Source organism: Rhodobacter calidifons (assembly GCF_011174775.1).
Taxonomy (GTDB): domain Bacteria; phylum Pseudomonadota; class Alphaproteobacteria; order Rhodobacterales; family Rhodobacteraceae; genus Tabrizicola; species Tabrizicola calidifons.
On the sequence record NZ_JAANHS010000005.1, the window covers coordinates 126,864 to 143,785 of the forward strand.

A 16,922-nucleotide genomic window follows, 5' to 3' on the forward strand; every position below is an offset into this window, starting at 1 on the left:
CGGTTTGTTTTTCAGAAATATATATACATATTTGAAAGTGATAAATTAAAGCCCCCGTCGACGATTTTTGTGTTCATGGTCCGTTCACTTTTTCCGGTTGGAGACTCGGCAAAACCGTCCTATGTCTTGCCCCTGCACCTTTGGGGTCGGTCATGGCGGAACAGAAGTTCATCGAAGTGCGCGGCGCGCGCGAGCACAACCTCAAGGGCGTCGATGTCGCGATCCCGCGCGACAAGCTGGTGGTGATTACCGGGCTGTCGGGGTCGGGCAAGTCCAGTCTCGCCTTCGACACGATCTATGCGGAAGGCCAGCGGCGCTATGTCGAATCGTTGAGCGCCTACGCCCGCCAGTTCCTCGACATGATGGGAAAGCCGGATGTCGATCACATCTCGGGCCTCAGCCCCGCGATCAGCATCGAACAGAAGACCACCTCGAAGAACCCCCGCTCGACCGTCGGCACGGTGACGGAAATCTACGACTACCTGCGTCTGCTGTTCGCCCGTGTCGGCACACCCTATTCGCCCGCGACCGGCCTGCCGATCACCGCGATGCAGGTGCAGGACATGGTGGATGCGGTGATGGCCATGCCCGAAGGCACGCGCGCCTATCTGCTGGCCCCGATCATCCGGGACCGGAAGGGCGAGTACAAGAAAGAGTTTCTGGAGCTTAGGAAGCAGGGCTTCCAGCGGGTGAAGGTCAACGGCGCCTTCCACGAGCTGGAGGAACCCCCGACGCTGGACAAGAAATTCCGCCACAACATCGACGTGGTGGTGGACCGGATCGTGGTGCGCGAAGGTATCGAGACGCGCCTGGCCGACAGTTTCCGCACCGCGCTGAACCTGGCCGACGGGATCGCGGTGATCGAGCTGGCCGACGTGAAGGAAGGCGAGGAGCCCACCCGCATCACCTATTCCGAGAAATTCGCCTGTCCCGTCAGTGGCTTCACCATTGCCGAGATCGAACCGCGCCTGTTCAGCTTCAACGCCCCTTTCGGTGCCTGCCCGGTCTGCGACGGTCTGGGGGTGGAGCTGTTCTTCGACGAACGCCTTGTCGTACCCGACCAGAACCTGACCCTGCTGCAAGGCGCCATCGCGCCCTGGGCCAAGTCGAAATCGCCTTACCTGACGCAGACGATGGAGGCTTTGTCGAAGCACTACGGCTTCAACCTCAAGGCCAAGTGGAAGGATCTGCCCGACACTGTGAAGGACCTGTTCCTGCATGGCTCCAAGGGTGAGGAGATCGAGTTCCGCTATGACGAGGGCGGCCGGGTCTATCAGGTCAAGCGGGTCTATGAGGGGATCATCCCCAACATGGAACGCCGCTACCGCGAGACCGACAGCGCCTGGAGCCGCGAGGAGATGGAGCGCTACCAGTCCAACCGCGCCTGCGGGGCCTGCGGCGGTTATCGGCTGAAGCCCGAGGCGCTGGCGGTGAAGATCGCCGGGCTGCACATCGGCCAGGTGGTCGAAATGTCGATCACCGAGGCCCATGCCTGGATCGAAGGTGTCGCCGGAACTCTGACGAGACAGCAGAACGAAATCGCCAGGGCAATTCTGAAGGAAATCCGCGAACGTCTTGGATTCCTTGTGAATGTCGGGTTGAACTACCTGACGCTCAGCCGCGCGGCGGGCACGCTGTCGGGCGGGGAGTCGCAGCGGATCCGGCTGGCATCCCAGATCGGCTCTGGCCTGACGGGCGTCCTTTATGTGCTGGACGAACCGTCGATCGGCCTGCACCAGCGCGACAATGATCGGCTTCTGACCACGCTGAAGAACCTGCGCGATGCGGGGAACACGGTGCTTGTGGTGGAACATGACGAGGACGCGATCCGCGAGGCGGATTATGTCTTCGACATGGGGCCGGGGGCCGGGGTGCACGGCGGGAGGGTGGTCAGCCACGGCACGCCCCAACAGGTGGCTGCCGATCCCGCCAGCCTGACCGGACAGTATCTTTCCGGCGCGCGGGAGATCGCGGTGCCGAAGACCCGGCGCAAGGGGAACGGCAAGGTGCTGACCGTGGTCGGCGCGACGGGGAACAACCTGAAGAACGTGACGGCAGAGTTTCCGCTGGGCAAGTTCATCTGCGTGACGGGTGTCTCGGGCGGGGGCAAGTCCTCTCTCACCATCGAGACGCTGTTCAAGACCGCCGCCATGCGCCTGAACGGCGCGCATGAGACGCCCGCGCCTTGCGAGACGATCAAGGGCTTCGAGCATCTGGACAAGGTGATCGACATCGACCAGCGGCCCATCGGTCGGACGCCGCGTTCGAATCCAGCCACTTACACCGGGGCCTTCACCCCGATCCGCGACTGGTTCGCCGGTCTGCCGGAATCGAAGGCGCGCGGCTACGGGCCGGGGCGCTTCAGCTTCAACGTCAAGGGCGGGCGCTGCGAGGCCTGTCAGGGCGATGGTGTGCTGAAGATCGAGATGAACTTCCTGCCGGACGTCTATGTGACCTGCGAGACCTGCAAGGGCCAGCGCTACAACCGCGAGACCTTGGAAATCAAGTTCAAGAACAAGAGTATAGCCGATGTTCTTGACATGACATGTGAAGATGCGCGCGACTTCTTTCAGGCCGTCCCCGCGATCCGCGAGAAGATGGAGGCGCTGTGCGAGGTGGGCCTGGGCTACATCAAGGTCGGCCAGCAGGCGACGACGCTCTCGGGCGGCGAGGCGCAGAGGGTGAAGCTGTCCAAGGAACTGTCCCGCCGGGCGACGGGGCGGACGCTGTATATACTTGATGAACCGACCACGGGTCTGCACTTTGAGGATGTGAGGAAACTTCTGGAAGTCCTTCATTCCCTTGTCGATCAGGGGAATACGGTGGTGGTGATCGAACACAATCTGGACGTGGTGAAAACCGCCGACTGGGTCATCGACATCGGCCCCGAGGGCGGCGACGGCGGGGGCGAGATCGTGGCCACCGGCACACCCGAGGACATCGTGAAGGTCGAGGCGAGCCACACCGGCCGCTACCTGAAAGACCTGCTGCGGCCAAGGAAAATGGCGGCGGAGTGATCCGCCGCCGCACCGGTTAACCCACTCAGGCCTTCTTCATCGGGCAGGTCGAGATGCCGAGGATCGAGTAGAGCGGGCAGGTGCCGAACAGCCCCGTGGCAAGCGGCACGAGCCCGATCAGCTTGGCAAAGTGCCAGAAGCCCTGACCCTGATCGACGAAGAACCACACCAGAAGGGCAAGCCCCACCACGATCCGCAGCACGCGGTCGATACCGCCGACGTTGGTCTTGAACATGTCCGTTCTCCTTGGTTGACCGAATGTCGCCTTTATAGCGATTCGGGCGGTCGGGGTCTGTGACGTGGTCACACAGCCTGGTCGGCAAGGCGCTTCAATTCGGGCAGGTCGCGCAACCGGACATGGCCGCGTTCCACCGAGACCCAGCCCTGGCGCTCGAAGGCTTCCAGCCGCCGCGACACCACCTCGCGTGCCGAACCGATCCGGGCGGCCAGTTCGGCCTGGGTGGCGGCAACCGCGTCCCCCTCGGCCAGGTCGAGCAGGGCTGCGGCCAGACGCACCTCGATCCGCTCGAAGGCGACCCGCTCCAGCAACTGGGTCAGTTCGGCCATCCGCTGCCCGAAGGCGCGCAGGACAAAGCCGCGAAAGCCGGGGTCGCCGTCGATCAGGCGGCGGAACAGCGCGCGCGGGATGACCACGACACGAATGTCCGAGGCCGCGATCGCCTCGCCGGAATAGGGTTCGTCCCCCATCAGGCCCAGCGTGGTCTGCACGCAGCTTTCGCCGGGTTCGACTGCGTAAAGCAGGATCTCGCGGCCAGAAGCGGAGGTCAGGCGCACTTCGATCCGCCCCTCCAGCACCACGACGAAGCCTTGCGCCGCATCGCCGGGGCGGAACAGCACCTGACCCCTGGCGAGCTGCCGCGCAGGCAGGTCGGCCAGCAGGCGGCAGCTTTCGGGCAGAAGGCCGAGATCGTCGAACCACATGCCGCGATCATGGCGCAGGTGCGCCCGGGCGCAAGCGAAAAGGGGGGCCGAGGCCCCCCTTTCCCGTGGGGTAACGCAGATCAGTCCAGCGCCTTGAAATTCAGGCTGGCGCCTTCCTTGATGCCGCTGAACCAGCGCGCGGTGACGGTCTTGGTCCTGGTGTAGAACCGGAAGGCGTCCGGCCCATACTGGTTCAGGTCGCCAAAGGCCGACTTCTTCCAGCCGCCGAAGCTGAAATAGGACAGGGGCACCGGGATCGGGAAATTGATCCCGACCATACCCACGTTGACCCGGCTGGCAAAGTCGCGCGCGGTGTCGCCGTCGGCGGTGAAGATCGCGGTGCCGTTGCCGTATTCGTTGTCCATCACCAGCTTCAGCGCGTCGTCGTAGGACTTGGCGCGGACGGTGGACAGGACCGGGCCGAAGATCTCTTGCTTGTAGATCTCCATGTCCGGGGTGACATGATCGAAGAGCGACGGGCCGACGAAGAAACCGTTCTCGTAGCCTTGCAGCGTGAAGCCGCGGCCGTCCACCACCAGCTTCGCGCCCTGTGCGACGCCCGAGTCGATCAGGCCCAGAATCCGGTCCTTCGACGCCTTGGTGATGACGGGACCGAAATCCACATCGTTTCCAGCGGTATAGGGGCCGACCTTCAACTTCTCGATCCGCGGCACCAGCCGTTCGATCAGGGCATCGGCCGTCCTTTCGCCCACCGGCACCGCGACCGAGATCGCCATGCAGCGTTCGCCCGCCGCGCCATAGCCCGCGCCGACCAGCGCGTCGGCGGCCTTGTCGAGGTCGGCGTCCGGCATGATGATCATGTGGTTCTTGGCGCCGCCAAAGCACTGCGCGCGCTTGCCGTTCGAGGCTGCCCGCCCGTAGATGTATTGCGCGATGGGGGTGGACCCGACGAAGCCCACGCCCTGGATCACCGGATGGTCCAGGATGCCGTCCACCACTTCCTTGTCGCCGTTCACCACCTGCAAGACGCCATCCGGCAGGCCCGCCTGTTGCAGAAGCTCGGCCAGGAACAGCGAGGTCGAAGGCACGCGTTCCGAGGGTTTCAGGATCATCGCATTGCCCGAGGCGAGCGCCGGGCCGATCTTCCACAGGGGGATCATCGCGGGGAAGTTGAACGGCGTGATTCCGGCAACGACGCCAAGGGGTTGGCGGATGGCGTAAAGGTCGATGCCGGGGCCGGCCGAATCCATCGCCTCGCCCTTCAGCATGGCGGGGGCGCCCATGCAGACCTCGATCACCTCAAGGCCGCGCTGCACGTCGCCCCTGGCGTCGGGGATGGTCTTGCCGTGTTCGCGGGCCACCATCTCGGCCAGCTTGTCCATGTTCTGGTTGATGAGTGCCCCGAAGGCCATCATCACCCGCGCCCGGCGCTGCGGGTTGGTCGCGGCCCAGCCGACCTGGGCCTTGGCGGCCTCCTGGATCGCATGGTCGAGCTCTCGCGGTGTGGCCAGCGCAACCTTTGCCTGCACTTCGCCCGTGGCTGGGTTCATGACATCGGCAAAGCGGCCCGAGGTGCCGGCGACGCGCTTGCCGTTGATCCAGTGTCCGATCTCTTGCATGGAATTCTCCCGATTGTGCTGGCGGTCTTTTACCCTTGCACAATCGCCAGACAAAGCGGCAATCTTCCAAAAGCGTTTTGCAGAAATGCAGGGCTATGCGGCGCAGGTCCCGCGCCCGTCGGGGCGCCACGACGAGAAGCGCCAGCGCGGGAGGAGTGTTCGGTGGACTGGGACGATCTGCGCCTGTTCCTGGCCGTGGCGCGGACCGAAAGCCTGTCGGCGGCCGGGCGGCGGCTGAAGATCGACCCCGCCACGGTGGGCAGGCGGATCGCGCGGCTGGAAGAGGCGATGCGCGCGCGGCTTTTCACCAAGTCGCCGCAGGGCTATGCCCTGACCGAGGAAGGCGCGCGGCTGATCCCGCATGCCGAAGCGGCCGAACGCGCGGCCCTGGGCGCTGCGGAATGTCTGTCCGGCCCCGGCGGCCTGACCGGGCTGATCCGCCTCGGCGCGCCGGACGGCTGCGCGAACTACCTTCTGCCGCAGGTCCTGGCGCGCATCTGCGACGCGAACCCGGGGCTCGAGGTGCAGATCGTGGCGCTTCCCCGCGTCTTCAACCTGTCCAAGCGCGAGGCGGACATGGCCATCGCCGTCAGCCGACCCGAGGCCGGGCGTCTGACCGTGCAGAAGCTGACCGACTACCAGCTGCATCTGGCGGCCAGCCGCGCCTATCTGGCCAGGGTCGCGCCGATCCGCGACGTGCCGGACCTGGCCGGGCACCGCATCGTCGGCTACATCCCCGACATGATCTTCGACAAGGAACTGGACTATCTGGCCGAAATCGGGATCGGGCCGGCCACGCTCACCTCGAACTCGGTCTCGGTGCAATTGAACTGGCTGCGGTCCGGGGCAGGGGTGGGGGTGGTCCACGATTTCGCGCTGCCCTCTGCCCCCGGCCTGACCCGCATCCTGACCGACCGGATCAGCCTGACGCGCGCCTTCTGGCTGATCCGCCACGAAAGCGACGCGCGGCTTGACCGGCTGAACCGTTTTGCCGACCTGTTGACCCGCGAGACGCGGGCCGAGATGGCTCGGCTCGAGGCGGCGTTGCGGCTTGGCGAACGCCAGACTTGACAGAACACCCTTTCCGGACAGACCCTTGACCTCCGGTCAGAGGGAGGGGCCGTCCCATGCTCGTTCAGCAAATCCTCGCATCCAAGGGCGATCTCAAGGTGGTCACGGTGGCACCAGGCACCACGGTCCAGGAGGTCGCAGGGATCCTGTCGGCCAGGCGGATCGGGGCGGTGGTCGTCTCGGCCGACGGCAAGCATGCCCTTGGCATCGTCTCTGAACGCGACATCGTGCGCGAACTGGGCAAGCGTGGCGGGGCTTGCCTGACCGATCCGGTGGAATCGCTGATGACGACGAAGATCGTGTCCTGCACCCGCATCGAAGGGACCGATGCGGTGCTGGGTCGGATGACCGACGGCCGCTTCCGCCACATGCCGGTGATCGAGGACGGCGCGATGGTTGGCCTGATCTCCATCGGCGACGTGGTAAAGGCCCGGCTGATGGAACTGGCGGCGGAGAAGGAAGCGCTGGAAGGCATGATCAAGGGCTTCTGACGTCGGGAAACCGCTTGCGTCGGCGCGCGCAATATTGTTGCGTGCGCTGGTCATTGGGCCGCGGGGGGAGCCATGCGCATCGGTCTGTATCCTGGGACCTTCGATCCCATCACGCTTGGCCATATCGACATCATCCAGCGGGCGATGGCCCTGGTGGACCGGCTGGTGATCGGCGTCGCGATCAACCGCGACAAGGGTCCGATGTTCGGCCTTGAGGAACGGGTCGCGATGGTCGAGGCGGAATGTGCCGCGATCCAGGCCAGGACCGGGGGCGAGATCGTCGTCCACCCGTTCGAGAACCTGCTCATCGACTGCGCCCGCGATGTCGGCGCCGGGATCATCATTCGAGGGCTGCGGGCCGTGGCGGATTTCGAATACGAATTCCAGATGGTCGGCATGAACCGCGCGCTGGACGCCAGTATCGAGACGGTCTTCATGATGGCCGACGCGCGGCGGCAGGCGATCGCCTCGAAACTGGTCAAGGAAATCGCGCGGCTGGGCGGGGATGTCTCCAGTTTTGTCACACCCCCGGTGCAGAAGGCGCTGCGGTCCCGGCTGTCGGCGTCGGAATGATCTTTCCAGCCTTGGGTTCCCCGATCATTCATGCCAGATGATGCGGAATGTCAGGTGCAAGGGCGCGGGAGGACGGTCGTGACGCCTGTCCGGGGGATCAGCCAGTGGGATCCAGGCCTGCTGCCGATCTGGCTGCGCTGGTCATCTGCGGTCCTGACCTTTGCCCTGGCCTTCTGGCTTCGCCACAGGCTTGACGGCGCGCTGCCACCCGGCTTTCCCTATCTGACCTTCTTCCCGGCGGTTCTTCTGGGCGCCCATTTCCTGGGCACGCCGCAGGGCATCGCCATCGCGGTCGCGGGCCTGTTTGCTGCCTGGTATGCCTTTGTCCAGCCGGTCAACAGCTTTGCGCTGACCTGGGCCAGCGTCGTTGCGCTGCTGTTATACGTCTTCATCGTCACCACGATCATCCTGCTGATCCACATCATGCAGCGGGCGATGCGCGCGCTGGAGGCCGAGCGTCAGGCCAATGCCGCCCTGGCCGAGCAGCGCCGGCTGATGTTCCACGAGCTTCAGCACCGCGTGTCGAACAATCTGGCGACGGTCTCGGGTTTGCTGAAGTTGCAGCGCCGCACGGTCAGTGACGAGGCCGCAGGTGTCGCCCTGGACGATTCGGTGCGCCGTATCGATCTGGTCGCCCGGATCATGCGCAACCTGCACGACCCCTCCGGTCAGACCGTGGACATGGCGCGCTTCCTGGCGGATACCGGGCGCGACATCCTGGAAAGCGCCGGCGCCGGAGAGCGTATCCAGTTGCAGGTGCAGGCCGACCCGCTGCTGGTCGGCCCGGACGTCTCGGTTCCGCTGGGGCTGATCGCGACCGAACTGGTGTCGAACACGCTGGAACACGGCTTTCCCGGCAACAGCGCGGGGCGGATCGATGTCACGCTGGGGACAATATCCGATGCGGGAAGGGCGCTGCTGCGGATCCGCGACAATGGCAAGGGCCTGCCCGAGGGCTTCGACATCGAGAAGGCGCGCAGCCTTGGCCTGTCGATTGCCCGCCAGTTTGCCAGACAGTTGGGCGGCACCCTTGTCATGGAGCGCCGTCCGGAAGGCGGAACCGAGGCCCGCCTGGAATTCAGCTACAGAGCCTGACGGTCAGGCGGCCTTGCCGTAGACCGCCTCGCGCGCGATCCGGTCGGCGTCCGCCGGGAAGATCCCGAGGTCCAGCGCAATGTCGGCAGGCAGGTTTGCGATCTCGTCGCGGGTCTTGCGGTACAGCGCGTAATTGGTGGCTGCGGTCTTCAGCATTTCATAGACGGAAATCATCTTCATCATCCTTCCTCATCCGCGAGCGGTCTGCCTTTCCTGCTCGCATGATCGGAAGATAGGGGGCCCGTTAGCGCAAACAACGGATGATGCTGCGGTGCAGCTATGCAAAAATTGCATGGCTTCGGCATGAAAGAAGGCGCCCGAAGGCGCCTTTTCCACGGTATTTCAGAAGGTTCAGATCAGCTTGCCCATTGCCACGGCCGTATCCGCCATGCGGTTGGAGAAGCCCCATTCGTTGTCATACCAGCTCAGGATCGACACAAAGGTCCCGTCCATCACCTTGGTCTGGTCCATGTGGAACACGCTGGAATGCGGATCGTGGTTGAAGTCGGACGAGACCAGCTTTTCATAGGTGTAGCCGAGGATCCCCTTCAGCGGGCCATCGGCGGCGGCCTTGATCGCCTCGTTCACTTCCTCGACCGTGGTCGCGCGCCTGGCGATGAACTTAAGGTCCACCACGCTGACGTTCGGGGTCGGCACCCGCATCGCGAAACCGTCCAGCTTGCCCTTCAGCTCGGGCAGGACCAGCCCCACCGCCTTTGCCGCCCCGGTCGAGGTCGGGATCATCGACAAGGCCGCCGCGCGGGCGCGGTAGAGGTCCTTGTGCATCGTGTCCAGCGTCGGCTGGTCGCCGGTGTAGCTGTGGATCGTGGTCATCATGCCCTTCTCGATCCCGATGGCGTTGTGCAGCACATAGGCCACGGGCGACAGGCAGTTGGTGGTGCAGGAGGCGTTCGAGACCACGATGTCGTCCTTCGTCAGCGTGTGGTGGTTCACGCCATAGACGATGGTCTTGTCCGCGCCGTCGCCGGGGGCCGAGATCAGCACCCGCTTGGACCCGTTCTCCAGATGCGCCTGGCACTTCTCCTTCGAGGTGAAGATGCCGGTGCATTCCATCACGATGTCGACATCGCCCCAGGGCAGGTCGGCAGGGTTCCGCAGCGCCGTGACCCGGATCGGGCCGCGGCCCACGTCGATCGTGTCCGCGCCCGTCGTCACCGTGGCCGGGAACTTCCCATGCACCGAGTCATAGCGCAGAAGGTGGGCATTGGTCTCGACGGGTCCCAGATCGTTGATCGCGATGACCTCGATGTCGGTGCGGCCCGATTCGATGATGGAGCGCAGAATGTTGCGCCCGATGCGTCCAAATCCGTTGATGGCAACCTTGACGGCCATGTGTCTTCCTCCGAAGCAGGGACCCGTTCCCGATAGCGCTAACAATGCCATATCGCCGGGAAATGCAACCGCAGTTTGACGGTGTCAGTTCCAGAAATCCACCCATTCCACGAGGTCGAGGAACTTCCGCGCCAGAAACATCAGCGCCGACCCGCCGTTCAGGGCGATATCGGCGATGATGCCGGCGAGGATCACAAGGCCCAGCCAGAGCGCGATGGTATTGGTCACGGTCGGCCCCCTTCACGGGGGCCGACGCCCCCTTACTGCGCAAGCCGCCCCATGACCCCGGCCACATCGGCCATCCGGCAGGAGAAGCCCCATTCGTTGTCATACCACGCCAGCACGCGAACGGAACGGCCCGCAACCTTGGTCTGGTCAGGCGCGAAGATCGACGATTGCGGCGTGTGGTTGAAGTCGATGGACACCTTCGGTTCGGGGTCATAGGCCATGACCATGCCCATGTAGCCTGCGCAGGCTTCCCTTACGATTTCGTTGACGTCCGAGACCGTCACCGACTTCTGCGCGATGAAGGTCAGGTCCACCGCGCTGACGTTCGGGGTCGGCACCCGGATCGCGCTGCCTTCCAGCCGCCCCGCCAGTTCCGGCAGCACCTCGCCGATCGCCTTGCCCGCCCCGGTCGAGGTCGGGATCATCGCCATCGCCGCCGACCGCGCGCGATAGAGGTCCTTGTGCCGCCGGTCCAGCGTCGGCTGGTCGCCGGTATAGCTGTGGATCGTGGTCATGATGCCCGATTCGATCCCGATGGCGTCGTTCAGCACCTTGGCCAGCGGCGCCAGGCAATTCGTCGTGCAGGAGGCGTTCGAGACGACCTTGTGCTCGGGCAGCAGGCTGCGGTGATTGACGCCGTAGACCACCGTCAGGTCGGCGCGTTTCGCGGGGGCCGAGACCAGCACCCGCCTGGCCCCGCGCGTCAGATGCACGGCGGCCTTGTCGCGGTCGTTGAACTTGCCGGTGCATTCCAGCACCACGTCCACACCCTGCCAGTCCAGTTCTTCCGGGTTGTAGCTGGACATCACCCGGATCGGCCCGCGCCCCAGGTCCAGGCCGTCCTCCGTCACCTTCACGACGCCCGGAAACCGGCCGTGCACGCTGTCATAGCGCAGAAGATGGGCGTTGGTCTCTACCGGCCCTGTGGCGTTGATCGCCACCACCTGCACGTCATTGCGGTTCGATTCCGCGATATGCGCCAAGGTGCAGCGCCCGATGCGGCCAAAGCCGTTGATGCCGACAGTCACGGTCATGAAGAAAATCCCCCTCTGGTGCCTTGCCCCGCCTTAGCCGCTCCATCCCGGCGCGCAAGGCAGAAAACGACACCTTTTCAGCATGTTAGCGCAATCTTCGCCTGTTTGCGCTAACCTGATGCAGCGCTTTGCCGACTCCGGCGTTTCCGGCTACATCAGCGGTTGAACCGAACCGGGGCAGGGCATGAGCGGACTTCTCGCACTTCTCGACGACGTGGCGGCCATCGCCAAGGTGGCGGCAGCCTCGATCGACGACGTGGCCGCTGCGGCCGCCGAGGCCGGGACAAAGGCGGCGGGCGTGGTGATCGACGACGCCGCCGTCACGCCGAAATACGTCCACGGCTTTTCGGCCGACCGCGAATTGCCGATCATCTGGCGCATCGCTCTGGGGTCGCTGCGCAACAAGCTGGTGATCCTGCTGCCGGGGCTTCTGGCGCTGGATGCCTTCCTGCCGCAGGCGATCACGCCGCTTCTGATGCTGGGGGGGGCCTATCTCTGCTTCGAAGGTGCCGAGAAGCTGGTCCATGCCTTTGCCCCCCATGCCGATCATGAGATCGAGCAGGATTTCGACCCCAGGGACCCGACGCATCTGGAAGAGGAAAAGGTCGCCGGCGCGATCAAGACCGATTTCATCCTGTCGGCCGAGATCATGACCATCGCGCTGGCCACCATCGAAAGCCCCAGCTTCTGGCTTCAGGCGGTGACGCTGGCGGTCGTCGGCACGCTGATCACCGTCGCGGTCTATGGTGCCGTGGCGCTGATCGTGAAGATGGACGACGTGGGCCTGCACATGGCCGCCACGGGCCGCACCTCGGGGGGCAGGGCGCTGGGGCGGGGGCTGGTCAAGGCGATGCCGAAGCTGATGGCCTTCCTGTCCACGGTCGGGACGGCGGCGATGCTGTGGGTCGGCGGGAACATCGTAATCCACGGGCTTGAGGTGACGCATCTCTGGGAATGGCCCTACCAGACGATCCACCATGCCGCCGAGGTGGTGGCCCATGCCGTTCCCGTGGCGCAGGGTTTCGTCGCATGGCTGGTGACGGCGGCGCTGGACGGGGTGTTCGGGCTGATCCTGGGAGTGCTGCTGATCCCCGTGGCGACGCGCGCCATCGGGCCGCTCTGGGCCGCTGTCACCGGAAAGACGAAGGCCGCGCATTAGGCGCGGCCGGCCTTGGCTTGTCGAAGGGACCGGAGGTCAGAGCAGGGCCTTGGCCTTTGCCACGGTCGCCTCGGCGGTGATCCCGAACTCGGCATAAAGCCGCTCCATCGGGGCCGAGGCGCCGAAGGTGGACATGCCGACGAAATCCGCCTTCGCCTCGCGCCCGCGTTCGCCCAGAAGCCAGCGGTCCCAGCCCTGCCGGACGCCCGCCTCGATCGCCACGCGCACCGGGCCGGGGGGCAGGACCTTGCGGCGGTAAGCCTCGTCCTGCGCGGCGAACAGTTCCATCGACGGCATGGACACGACACGGGTGCCGATCCCCTCGGCCTCCAGCGCCTCGCGGGCCTTCAGCGCGATCTCCACCTCCGAACCCGTCGCCATCAGGATCACCTGACGCTTGCCCGTGGCTTCGGCCAGCACATAGGCGCCCCTGGCGACCATGTTCTGGTTGGTATGGGTCTTGCGTACGGCGGGCAGGTTCTGGCGGGAAAGGGCCAGCACGGTGGGCCGGGTCTTTTCGGTCAGGGCGATTTCCCAGGCCTCCGCGACCTCCACCAGATCGGCGGGGCGGATGACCAGCGTGTTGGGCGTCGCCCGGCTGATCGCCAGATGTTCGACCGGCTGGTGGGTCGGGCCATCCTCGCCCAGACCGATCGAGTCATGCGTCATCACATAGACCACCGGCACGCCCATCAGCGCCGACAGCCGCATCGAGGGGCGGGCATAGTCGGTGAAGCACATGAAGGTCCCGCCATAGGGGCGGATGCCGCCATGCAGCGCCATGCCGTTCATCGCGGCGGCCATGCCGTGTTCACGGATGCCGAAATAGACGTAGCGACCCTTGCGATCCTCGGGGGTGAACACGCCCAGGTCCGCCGTCTTGGTGTTGTTCGACCCGGTCAGGTCGGCCGAGCCGCCGATGGTTTCGGTCATCACCGGGTTCACCGCCGCCAGCACCTTTTCCGACGCCGCGCGGGTGGCAAGTTTCGGCAGGTCCGCCACCGCCTGCTTCTTCACCGCCCGGATGGCCGAGGCGAGCTTCGCGGGTGCCTCCAGCGCGAAGATGCGCCTGAACTCGGCCTGTTTCGCGGGCGAGAGCGCCGCCATCCGCGCCTCCCATTCGGCGCGGGCCTTTGCCCCACGGGCACCCAGCGATTCCCACCAGGCCTTGATCTCGGCCGGCACCTCGAACGGCCCGCCGGTCCAGCCATAGGCCTCTTTGGCGGCCTGCAATTGCGCCTTGTCGGTCAGCGCGCCGTGGCCCTTCGAGGTGTCCTGCGCCGCATGGCCAAGCGCGATATGCGTCTTGCAGGCCACCATCGCGGGCCGGGGGCTGGCCTTGGCCGCTGTCAGCGCCCGGTCGATGTCTGCCGGATCATGCCCGTCGCACTCGAACACATCCCAACCAGAGGCCGCAAACCGCGCCTTCTGGTCGGTGATGTCGGCGATGCTGACCTTGCCGTCGATGGTGATGCCGTTGTTGTCCCACAGCACGATCAGGCGGCTCAACTGCTGCTTGCCCGCCAGACCGATGGCTTCCTGAGACACCCCCTCCATCAGGCAGCCGTCGCCCGCGATGACCCAGGTGTAGTGGTCCTGCACCTTGGCCCCCCAGCGCGCGCGCAGGGATTCCTCGGCCATGGCAAAGCCCACGGCGTTGGAAATGCCCTGACCCAGCGGCCCCGTCGTCGTCTCCACCCCCGCGACATGGCCGTATTCCGGGTGGCCCGCGGTGATCGCGCCCCACTGGCGGAAATTCCTGATCTGGTCCAGCGTCATGTCCTCGTAGCCGGTCAGATAGAGAAGCGCATAGATCAGCATCGACCCATGGCCTGCCGACAGGATGAAGCGGTCGCGGTCCGGCCAGCGCGGCGCCTTGGGGTCGAACTTCAGGTGCTTCTCGAACAGGACCGTCGCCACATCGGCCATGCCCATCGGCATCCCCGAATGGCCCGAATTCGCCGCCGCCACCGCATCCAGCGTCAGAGTGCGGATCGCGGTCGCGCGCATCCAGTGGTCGGGGTTCTTCTGGCGCAGGGTCTGGATGTCCAAGGCGGCATTCCTTCGGGCTGAACAGGGCGGATGGCTTGGGCGTCGTCCTAACCAGCGCGGCCGGCAAGATCAAGCTTGGACCCCAAGGCCTTGGCAAGAAAGGCCGGTCGCCTTTCCCGGGTTTCGCGCTAAGATCGACGGAAGAATGGGGCGGGCGATTCGACTTGTCGTCGTCCGCCGGTGACCGGGTAGAGGGATGCTGCCCGGGGTCAGGGGGCAAGGGATGCAGGAAATCATCGAACTGGAAAAGCGGATCGCCGCGGCGCTGGACCGGATCGACAAGGGGCTCGACCGCCTGCCGGCACCGGGAAGGTCGGCGGCCTCTGGGGCGGGGGTCTCGGGGACGGATGCGCTGTTGCGCGCGCAGCTGGAAGAAGAGAAATCGCTGACCGCCCAGTTGCAGGCCCGGCTCCGCGCCGCCAGCGCCCGCGAGGCCCGGGGGGATCTTCAGGAAAAGATCGACCGGCTGACGCAAGAACTGGACGTGCAGGGGCTGGAACTGCAACGCATGCGCCGGCTGAACGCCGCACTGCGCGAACAGCTGGAAGCCCTGCGCTCGGCCCAGGTTGCCGGGGTCGCGGAACCCGGCCAGATCAACAAGGCGATGCAGGTCGAGCTGGAGGCCCTGCGCGCCCTGCGCCTGACCGAAATCGCCGAAATGGACGAGATTCTCACCGCGCTTGAACCCCATATCACGGAGGCCAGCCATGCCTGATCTTGAAGTCATCATCGGAGGACGACCGTTCCAGGTCGCCTGCCAGCCGGGAGAGGAACATTTCCTGCGAGCAGCCGCCGGGATGCTGGACGCCGAGGCGCAGCCCATCGTCGCCCAGCTGGGCCGGCTGCCCGAGTCGAAGATGCTGCTGATGGCCGGGTTGATGCTGGCCGACAAGACCGCCGCGATCGAAGACGAGCTGCGCAGCCTGCGCGCCCGCGTGGCCGAGCTGGAGGCGCGCCCCGTGGCGACGCGGGACGTGGCGGTGGTGCCCAAGCAGGTCTCGGACACCCTGGCCGAGATCGCGGCGCGCGCCGAAGCCATGGCTGCACGCATCGAAGAACAGGTGCGCGCATGATCCGCCCGGCCCTGATCGCTATGCTGATGCCCGGCGTAGCCCTTGCCGCGCCCGAGTTCCAGGCCGTCACCTATTACTGCGACCGCGGCGTGCAGGTCCCCGCGACCTATGTCAACACGCCCGAAGGCAGCCTTGTCGTGCTGATGGTGGACGGCCGCCAGATCACGCTTCTGGGCGAACAGGCCGCCTCCGGTGCGCGCTATGGCTGGCCCTCGGACGGGTCGACCTATGTCTGGTGGACCAAGGGACAGGAGGCGACGCTTTACTGGAAGACGCCCGAAGGCGAAAACCCGATCGCGACCTGTCTGGGCGACGGTTGACCGCACCGGGCCGGGCAGGGCAGGAGAACCCGCGCCCCGCCCGCTTTCGCACTGACCGGCACCGGATCAGGCGTTCGCTTCGCGGATCTTGTCCGCAGCGGCCTTGTCGAAGGCCACGCCCTTCGCTTCGAACAGCTGGTCCAGCTCGCCCGAAAGGGTCATCTCGGTAACGATGTCGCAGCCGCCGACGAATTCGCCCTTCACGTAAAGTTGCGGGATCGTCGGCCAGTCGCTGAAATCCTTGATGCCCTGGCGGATCTCCGGGTCGGCCAGGACGTTCACATCCTGATACTCGACCCCCATGAAGTTCAGCACCCCCGCCACGCGGGACGAGAACCCGCATTGCGGCATCATCTTGGTGCCCTTCATGAACAGGACCACATCATTCTTCTCGATCGTCTCGCGGATCGTCGCCTCGGCACTCATCGCCTGATCTCCTGTGCGTCATCCTCAAGGGCCTCATAGCCGCCCGACCGGCTTTGCGCCAGATAGGCCGCCATCCGGCGTTCGCTTTCCAGCGTTGCCGCGCGCCGCCGCTCGTAGGCCTCATCCGGTACCGGCGGATGTCCGTTCCGGCGCTGCCTGCGGGAGTGCAGCAGGCTGACGATCCCGATCAGCGGCAGAGCGGCGGTCAGCAGACCGCTCAGACCCGTCCCTCCCAGACCCGCCCCCATGGCCATCAGTCCGGAGCCTTTGTCGTCAGCGCCAGCGCGTGCAGCGCGCCGTTCGGGCCGTCCATCTTGCCTTTCAGCGCCGCATAGACCGCACGCTGCTGCTGGACGCGGTTCATCCCGCGAAAGCTTTCGTCGATCACCTCGGCCGCGAAATGCGCGCCGTCGTCACCCTGCACGCTGATCTTCGCGTTCGGAAAGGCCTCCCGGATCAGGGCTTCGATGTCGCGGGCTTCGATGGGCATGGGCGGTCTCCTTCTGGC

The 16,922-nt window shown here is 65.5% G+C and carries 20 protein-coding genes; 9 read left to right on the forward strand and 11 right to left on the reverse strand.

The annotated features are described in order from the left end of the window. Positions 1-152: 152 nt before the first annotated feature. Entirely contained in the window at positions 153-3,017 is a 2,865-nt protein-coding gene (uvrA, locus tag G8O29_RS08610) for an excinuclease ABC subunit UvrA (protein WP_166402833.1), read from the forward strand. A gap of 25 nt (positions 3,018-3,042) precedes the next feature. Here uvrA and G8O29_RS08615 read toward each other — a convergent pair whose 3' ends face one another. From G8O29_RS08615 to G8O29_RS08625, 3 genes are all read right to left on the reverse strand, one after another. Then, positions 3,043-3,252, reverse strand: a complete 210-nt coding sequence (locus G8O29_RS08615) for a YgaP family membrane protein (RefSeq protein WP_166402834.1) — start codon at positions 3,250-3,252, stop codon at positions 3,043-3,045. Positions 3,253-3,320: 68 nt separating this feature from the next. After that, positions 3,321-3,959 carry a Crp/Fnr family transcriptional regulator gene (locus G8O29_RS08620; RefSeq protein WP_166402835.1) on the reverse strand — a complete coding sequence of 213 codons (639 nt, stop codon included), beginning with the start codon at positions 3,957-3,959 and terminating at the stop codon, positions 3,321-3,323. A gap of 80 nt (positions 3,960-4,039) precedes the next feature. After that, on the reverse strand, positions 4,040-5,539 hold the full coding sequence (locus G8O29_RS08625; protein WP_166402836.1) for a CoA-acylating methylmalonate-semialdehyde dehydrogenase: 1,500 nt from the start codon (positions 5,537-5,539) through the stop codon (positions 4,040-4,042). A 162-nt stretch (positions 5,540-5,701) separates the two neighbouring features. Here G8O29_RS08625 and G8O29_RS08630 point away from each other — a divergent pair, with 162 nt between their 5' ends. The 4 genes from G8O29_RS08630 (at position 5,702) to G8O29_RS08645 (ending at position 8,769) form a co-directional block, all read left to right on the forward strand. Then, complete coding sequence (locus G8O29_RS08630) at positions 5,702-6,610, forward strand: LysR family transcriptional regulator (protein ID WP_166402837.1); 909 nt, start codon at positions 5,702-5,704, stop codon at positions 6,608-6,610. A gap of 56 nt (positions 6,611-6,666) precedes the next feature. Further along, positions 6,667-7,101: a CBS domain-containing protein gene (locus G8O29_RS08635; RefSeq protein WP_166402838.1), complete on the forward strand. Its 435-nt coding sequence runs from the start codon at positions 6,667-6,669 to the stop codon at positions 7,099-7,101. Between the two features lie 72 nt (positions 7,102-7,173). Then, positions 7,174-7,674, forward strand: coding sequence for a pantetheine-phosphate adenylyltransferase (gene coaD / locus G8O29_RS08640; RefSeq protein WP_166402839.1), 501 nt, complete (start codon positions 7,174-7,176; stop codon positions 7,672-7,674). 78 nt (positions 7,675-7,752) lie between these two features. After that, positions 7,753-8,769 carry a sensor histidine kinase gene (locus tag G8O29_RS08645; RefSeq protein WP_166402840.1) on the forward strand — a complete coding sequence of 339 codons (1,017 nt, stop codon included), beginning with the start codon at positions 7,753-7,755 and terminating at the stop codon, positions 8,767-8,769. 3 nt (positions 8,770-8,772) lie between these two features. On the opposite strand, the gene G8O29_RS08650 is transcribed toward G8O29_RS08645, so the two are convergent. From G8O29_RS08650 to gap (G8O29_RS08665), 4 genes are all read right to left on the reverse strand, one after another. Then, positions 8,773-8,949: a hypothetical protein gene (locus G8O29_RS08650; RefSeq protein ID WP_166402729.1), complete on the reverse strand. Its 177-nt coding sequence runs from the start codon at positions 8,947-8,949 to the stop codon at positions 8,773-8,775. A 171-nt stretch (positions 8,950-9,120) separates the two neighbouring features. Next, on the reverse strand, positions 9,121-10,122 hold the full coding sequence (gene gap / locus G8O29_RS08655) for a type I glyceraldehyde-3-phosphate dehydrogenase (protein WP_166402841.1): 1,002 nt from the start codon (positions 10,120-10,122) through the stop codon (positions 9,121-9,123). Positions 10,123-10,206: 84 nt separating this feature from the next. Beyond that, entirely contained in the window at positions 10,207-10,350 is a 144-nt protein-coding gene (locus tag G8O29_RS08660; RefSeq protein ID WP_128516919.1) for a glyceraldehyde-3-phosphate dehydrogenase, read from the reverse strand. Positions 10,351-10,382: 32 nt separating this feature from the next. Next, complete coding sequence (gap, locus tag G8O29_RS08665; protein ID WP_166402842.1) at positions 10,383-11,384, reverse strand: type I glyceraldehyde-3-phosphate dehydrogenase; 1,002 nt, start codon at positions 11,382-11,384, stop codon at positions 10,383-10,385. 184 nt (positions 11,385-11,568) lie between these two features. Between gap (G8O29_RS08665) and G8O29_RS08670 the strand changes: the two genes are divergently transcribed. Next, a complete protein-coding gene (locus tag G8O29_RS08670; RefSeq protein ID WP_166402843.1) occupies positions 11,569-12,543 on the forward strand; it encodes a DUF808 domain-containing protein in 975 nt (324 codons plus the stop codon). Between the two features lie 36 nt (positions 12,544-12,579). Here G8O29_RS08670 and tkt read toward each other — a convergent pair whose 3' ends face one another. Next, positions 12,580-14,595 (reverse strand): transketolase, encoded by a 2,016-nt coding sequence (tkt, locus tag G8O29_RS08675; RefSeq protein WP_166402844.1) that lies wholly within the window; start codon positions 14,593-14,595, stop codon positions 12,580-12,582. Positions 14,596-14,818: 223 nt separating this feature from the next. Between tkt and G8O29_RS08680 the strand changes: the two genes are divergently transcribed. The 3 genes from G8O29_RS08680 to G8O29_RS08690 are packed head-to-tail and all read left to right on the forward strand — an operon-like array spanning position 14,819 to position 15,988. Next, positions 14,819-15,310 (forward strand): hypothetical protein, encoded by a 492-nt coding sequence (locus tag G8O29_RS08680; RefSeq protein WP_166402845.1) that lies wholly within the window; start codon positions 14,819-14,821, stop codon positions 15,308-15,310. Then, positions 15,303-15,668, forward strand: a complete 366-nt coding sequence (locus G8O29_RS08685; protein ID WP_166402846.1) for a cell division protein ZapA — start codon at positions 15,303-15,305, stop codon at positions 15,666-15,668. The genes G8O29_RS08680 and G8O29_RS08685 overlap by 8 nt, the downstream gene beginning before the upstream one ends. Continuing rightward, positions 15,665-15,988 carry an MliC family protein gene (locus G8O29_RS08690; RefSeq protein ID WP_166402847.1) on the forward strand — a complete coding sequence of 108 codons (324 nt, stop codon included), beginning with the start codon at positions 15,665-15,667 and terminating at the stop codon, positions 15,986-15,988. Before G8O29_RS08685 ends, G8O29_RS08690 begins: the two co-directional genes overlap by 4 nt. Before the next feature lie 66 nt (positions 15,989-16,054). Here the strand turns inward: G8O29_RS08690 and grxD are convergent, their stop codons facing one another. Genes grxD through G8O29_RS08705 form a run of 3 tightly spaced genes read right to left on the reverse strand, consistent with a single transcriptional unit; the run spans position 16,055 to position 16,904 of the window. After that, positions 16,055-16,414: a Grx4 family monothiol glutaredoxin gene (gene grxD, locus G8O29_RS08695; protein ID WP_166402848.1), complete on the reverse strand. Its 360-nt coding sequence runs from the start codon at positions 16,412-16,414 to the stop codon at positions 16,055-16,057. After that, the gene (locus G8O29_RS08700) at positions 16,411-16,668 is read right to left on the reverse strand and encodes a hypothetical protein (protein WP_166402849.1); all 258 of its coding nucleotides are present in this window, start codon (positions 16,666-16,668) and stop codon (positions 16,411-16,413) included. The genes grxD and G8O29_RS08700 overlap by 4 nt, the downstream gene beginning before the upstream one ends. Beyond that, the gene (locus G8O29_RS08705) at positions 16,668-16,904 is read right to left on the reverse strand and encodes a BolA/IbaG family iron-sulfur metabolism protein (protein WP_149586679.1); all 237 of its coding nucleotides are present in this window, start codon (positions 16,902-16,904) and stop codon (positions 16,668-16,670) included. Before G8O29_RS08705 ends, G8O29_RS08700 begins: the two co-directional genes overlap by 1 nt. Positions 16,905-16,922 lie beyond the last annotated feature (18 nt).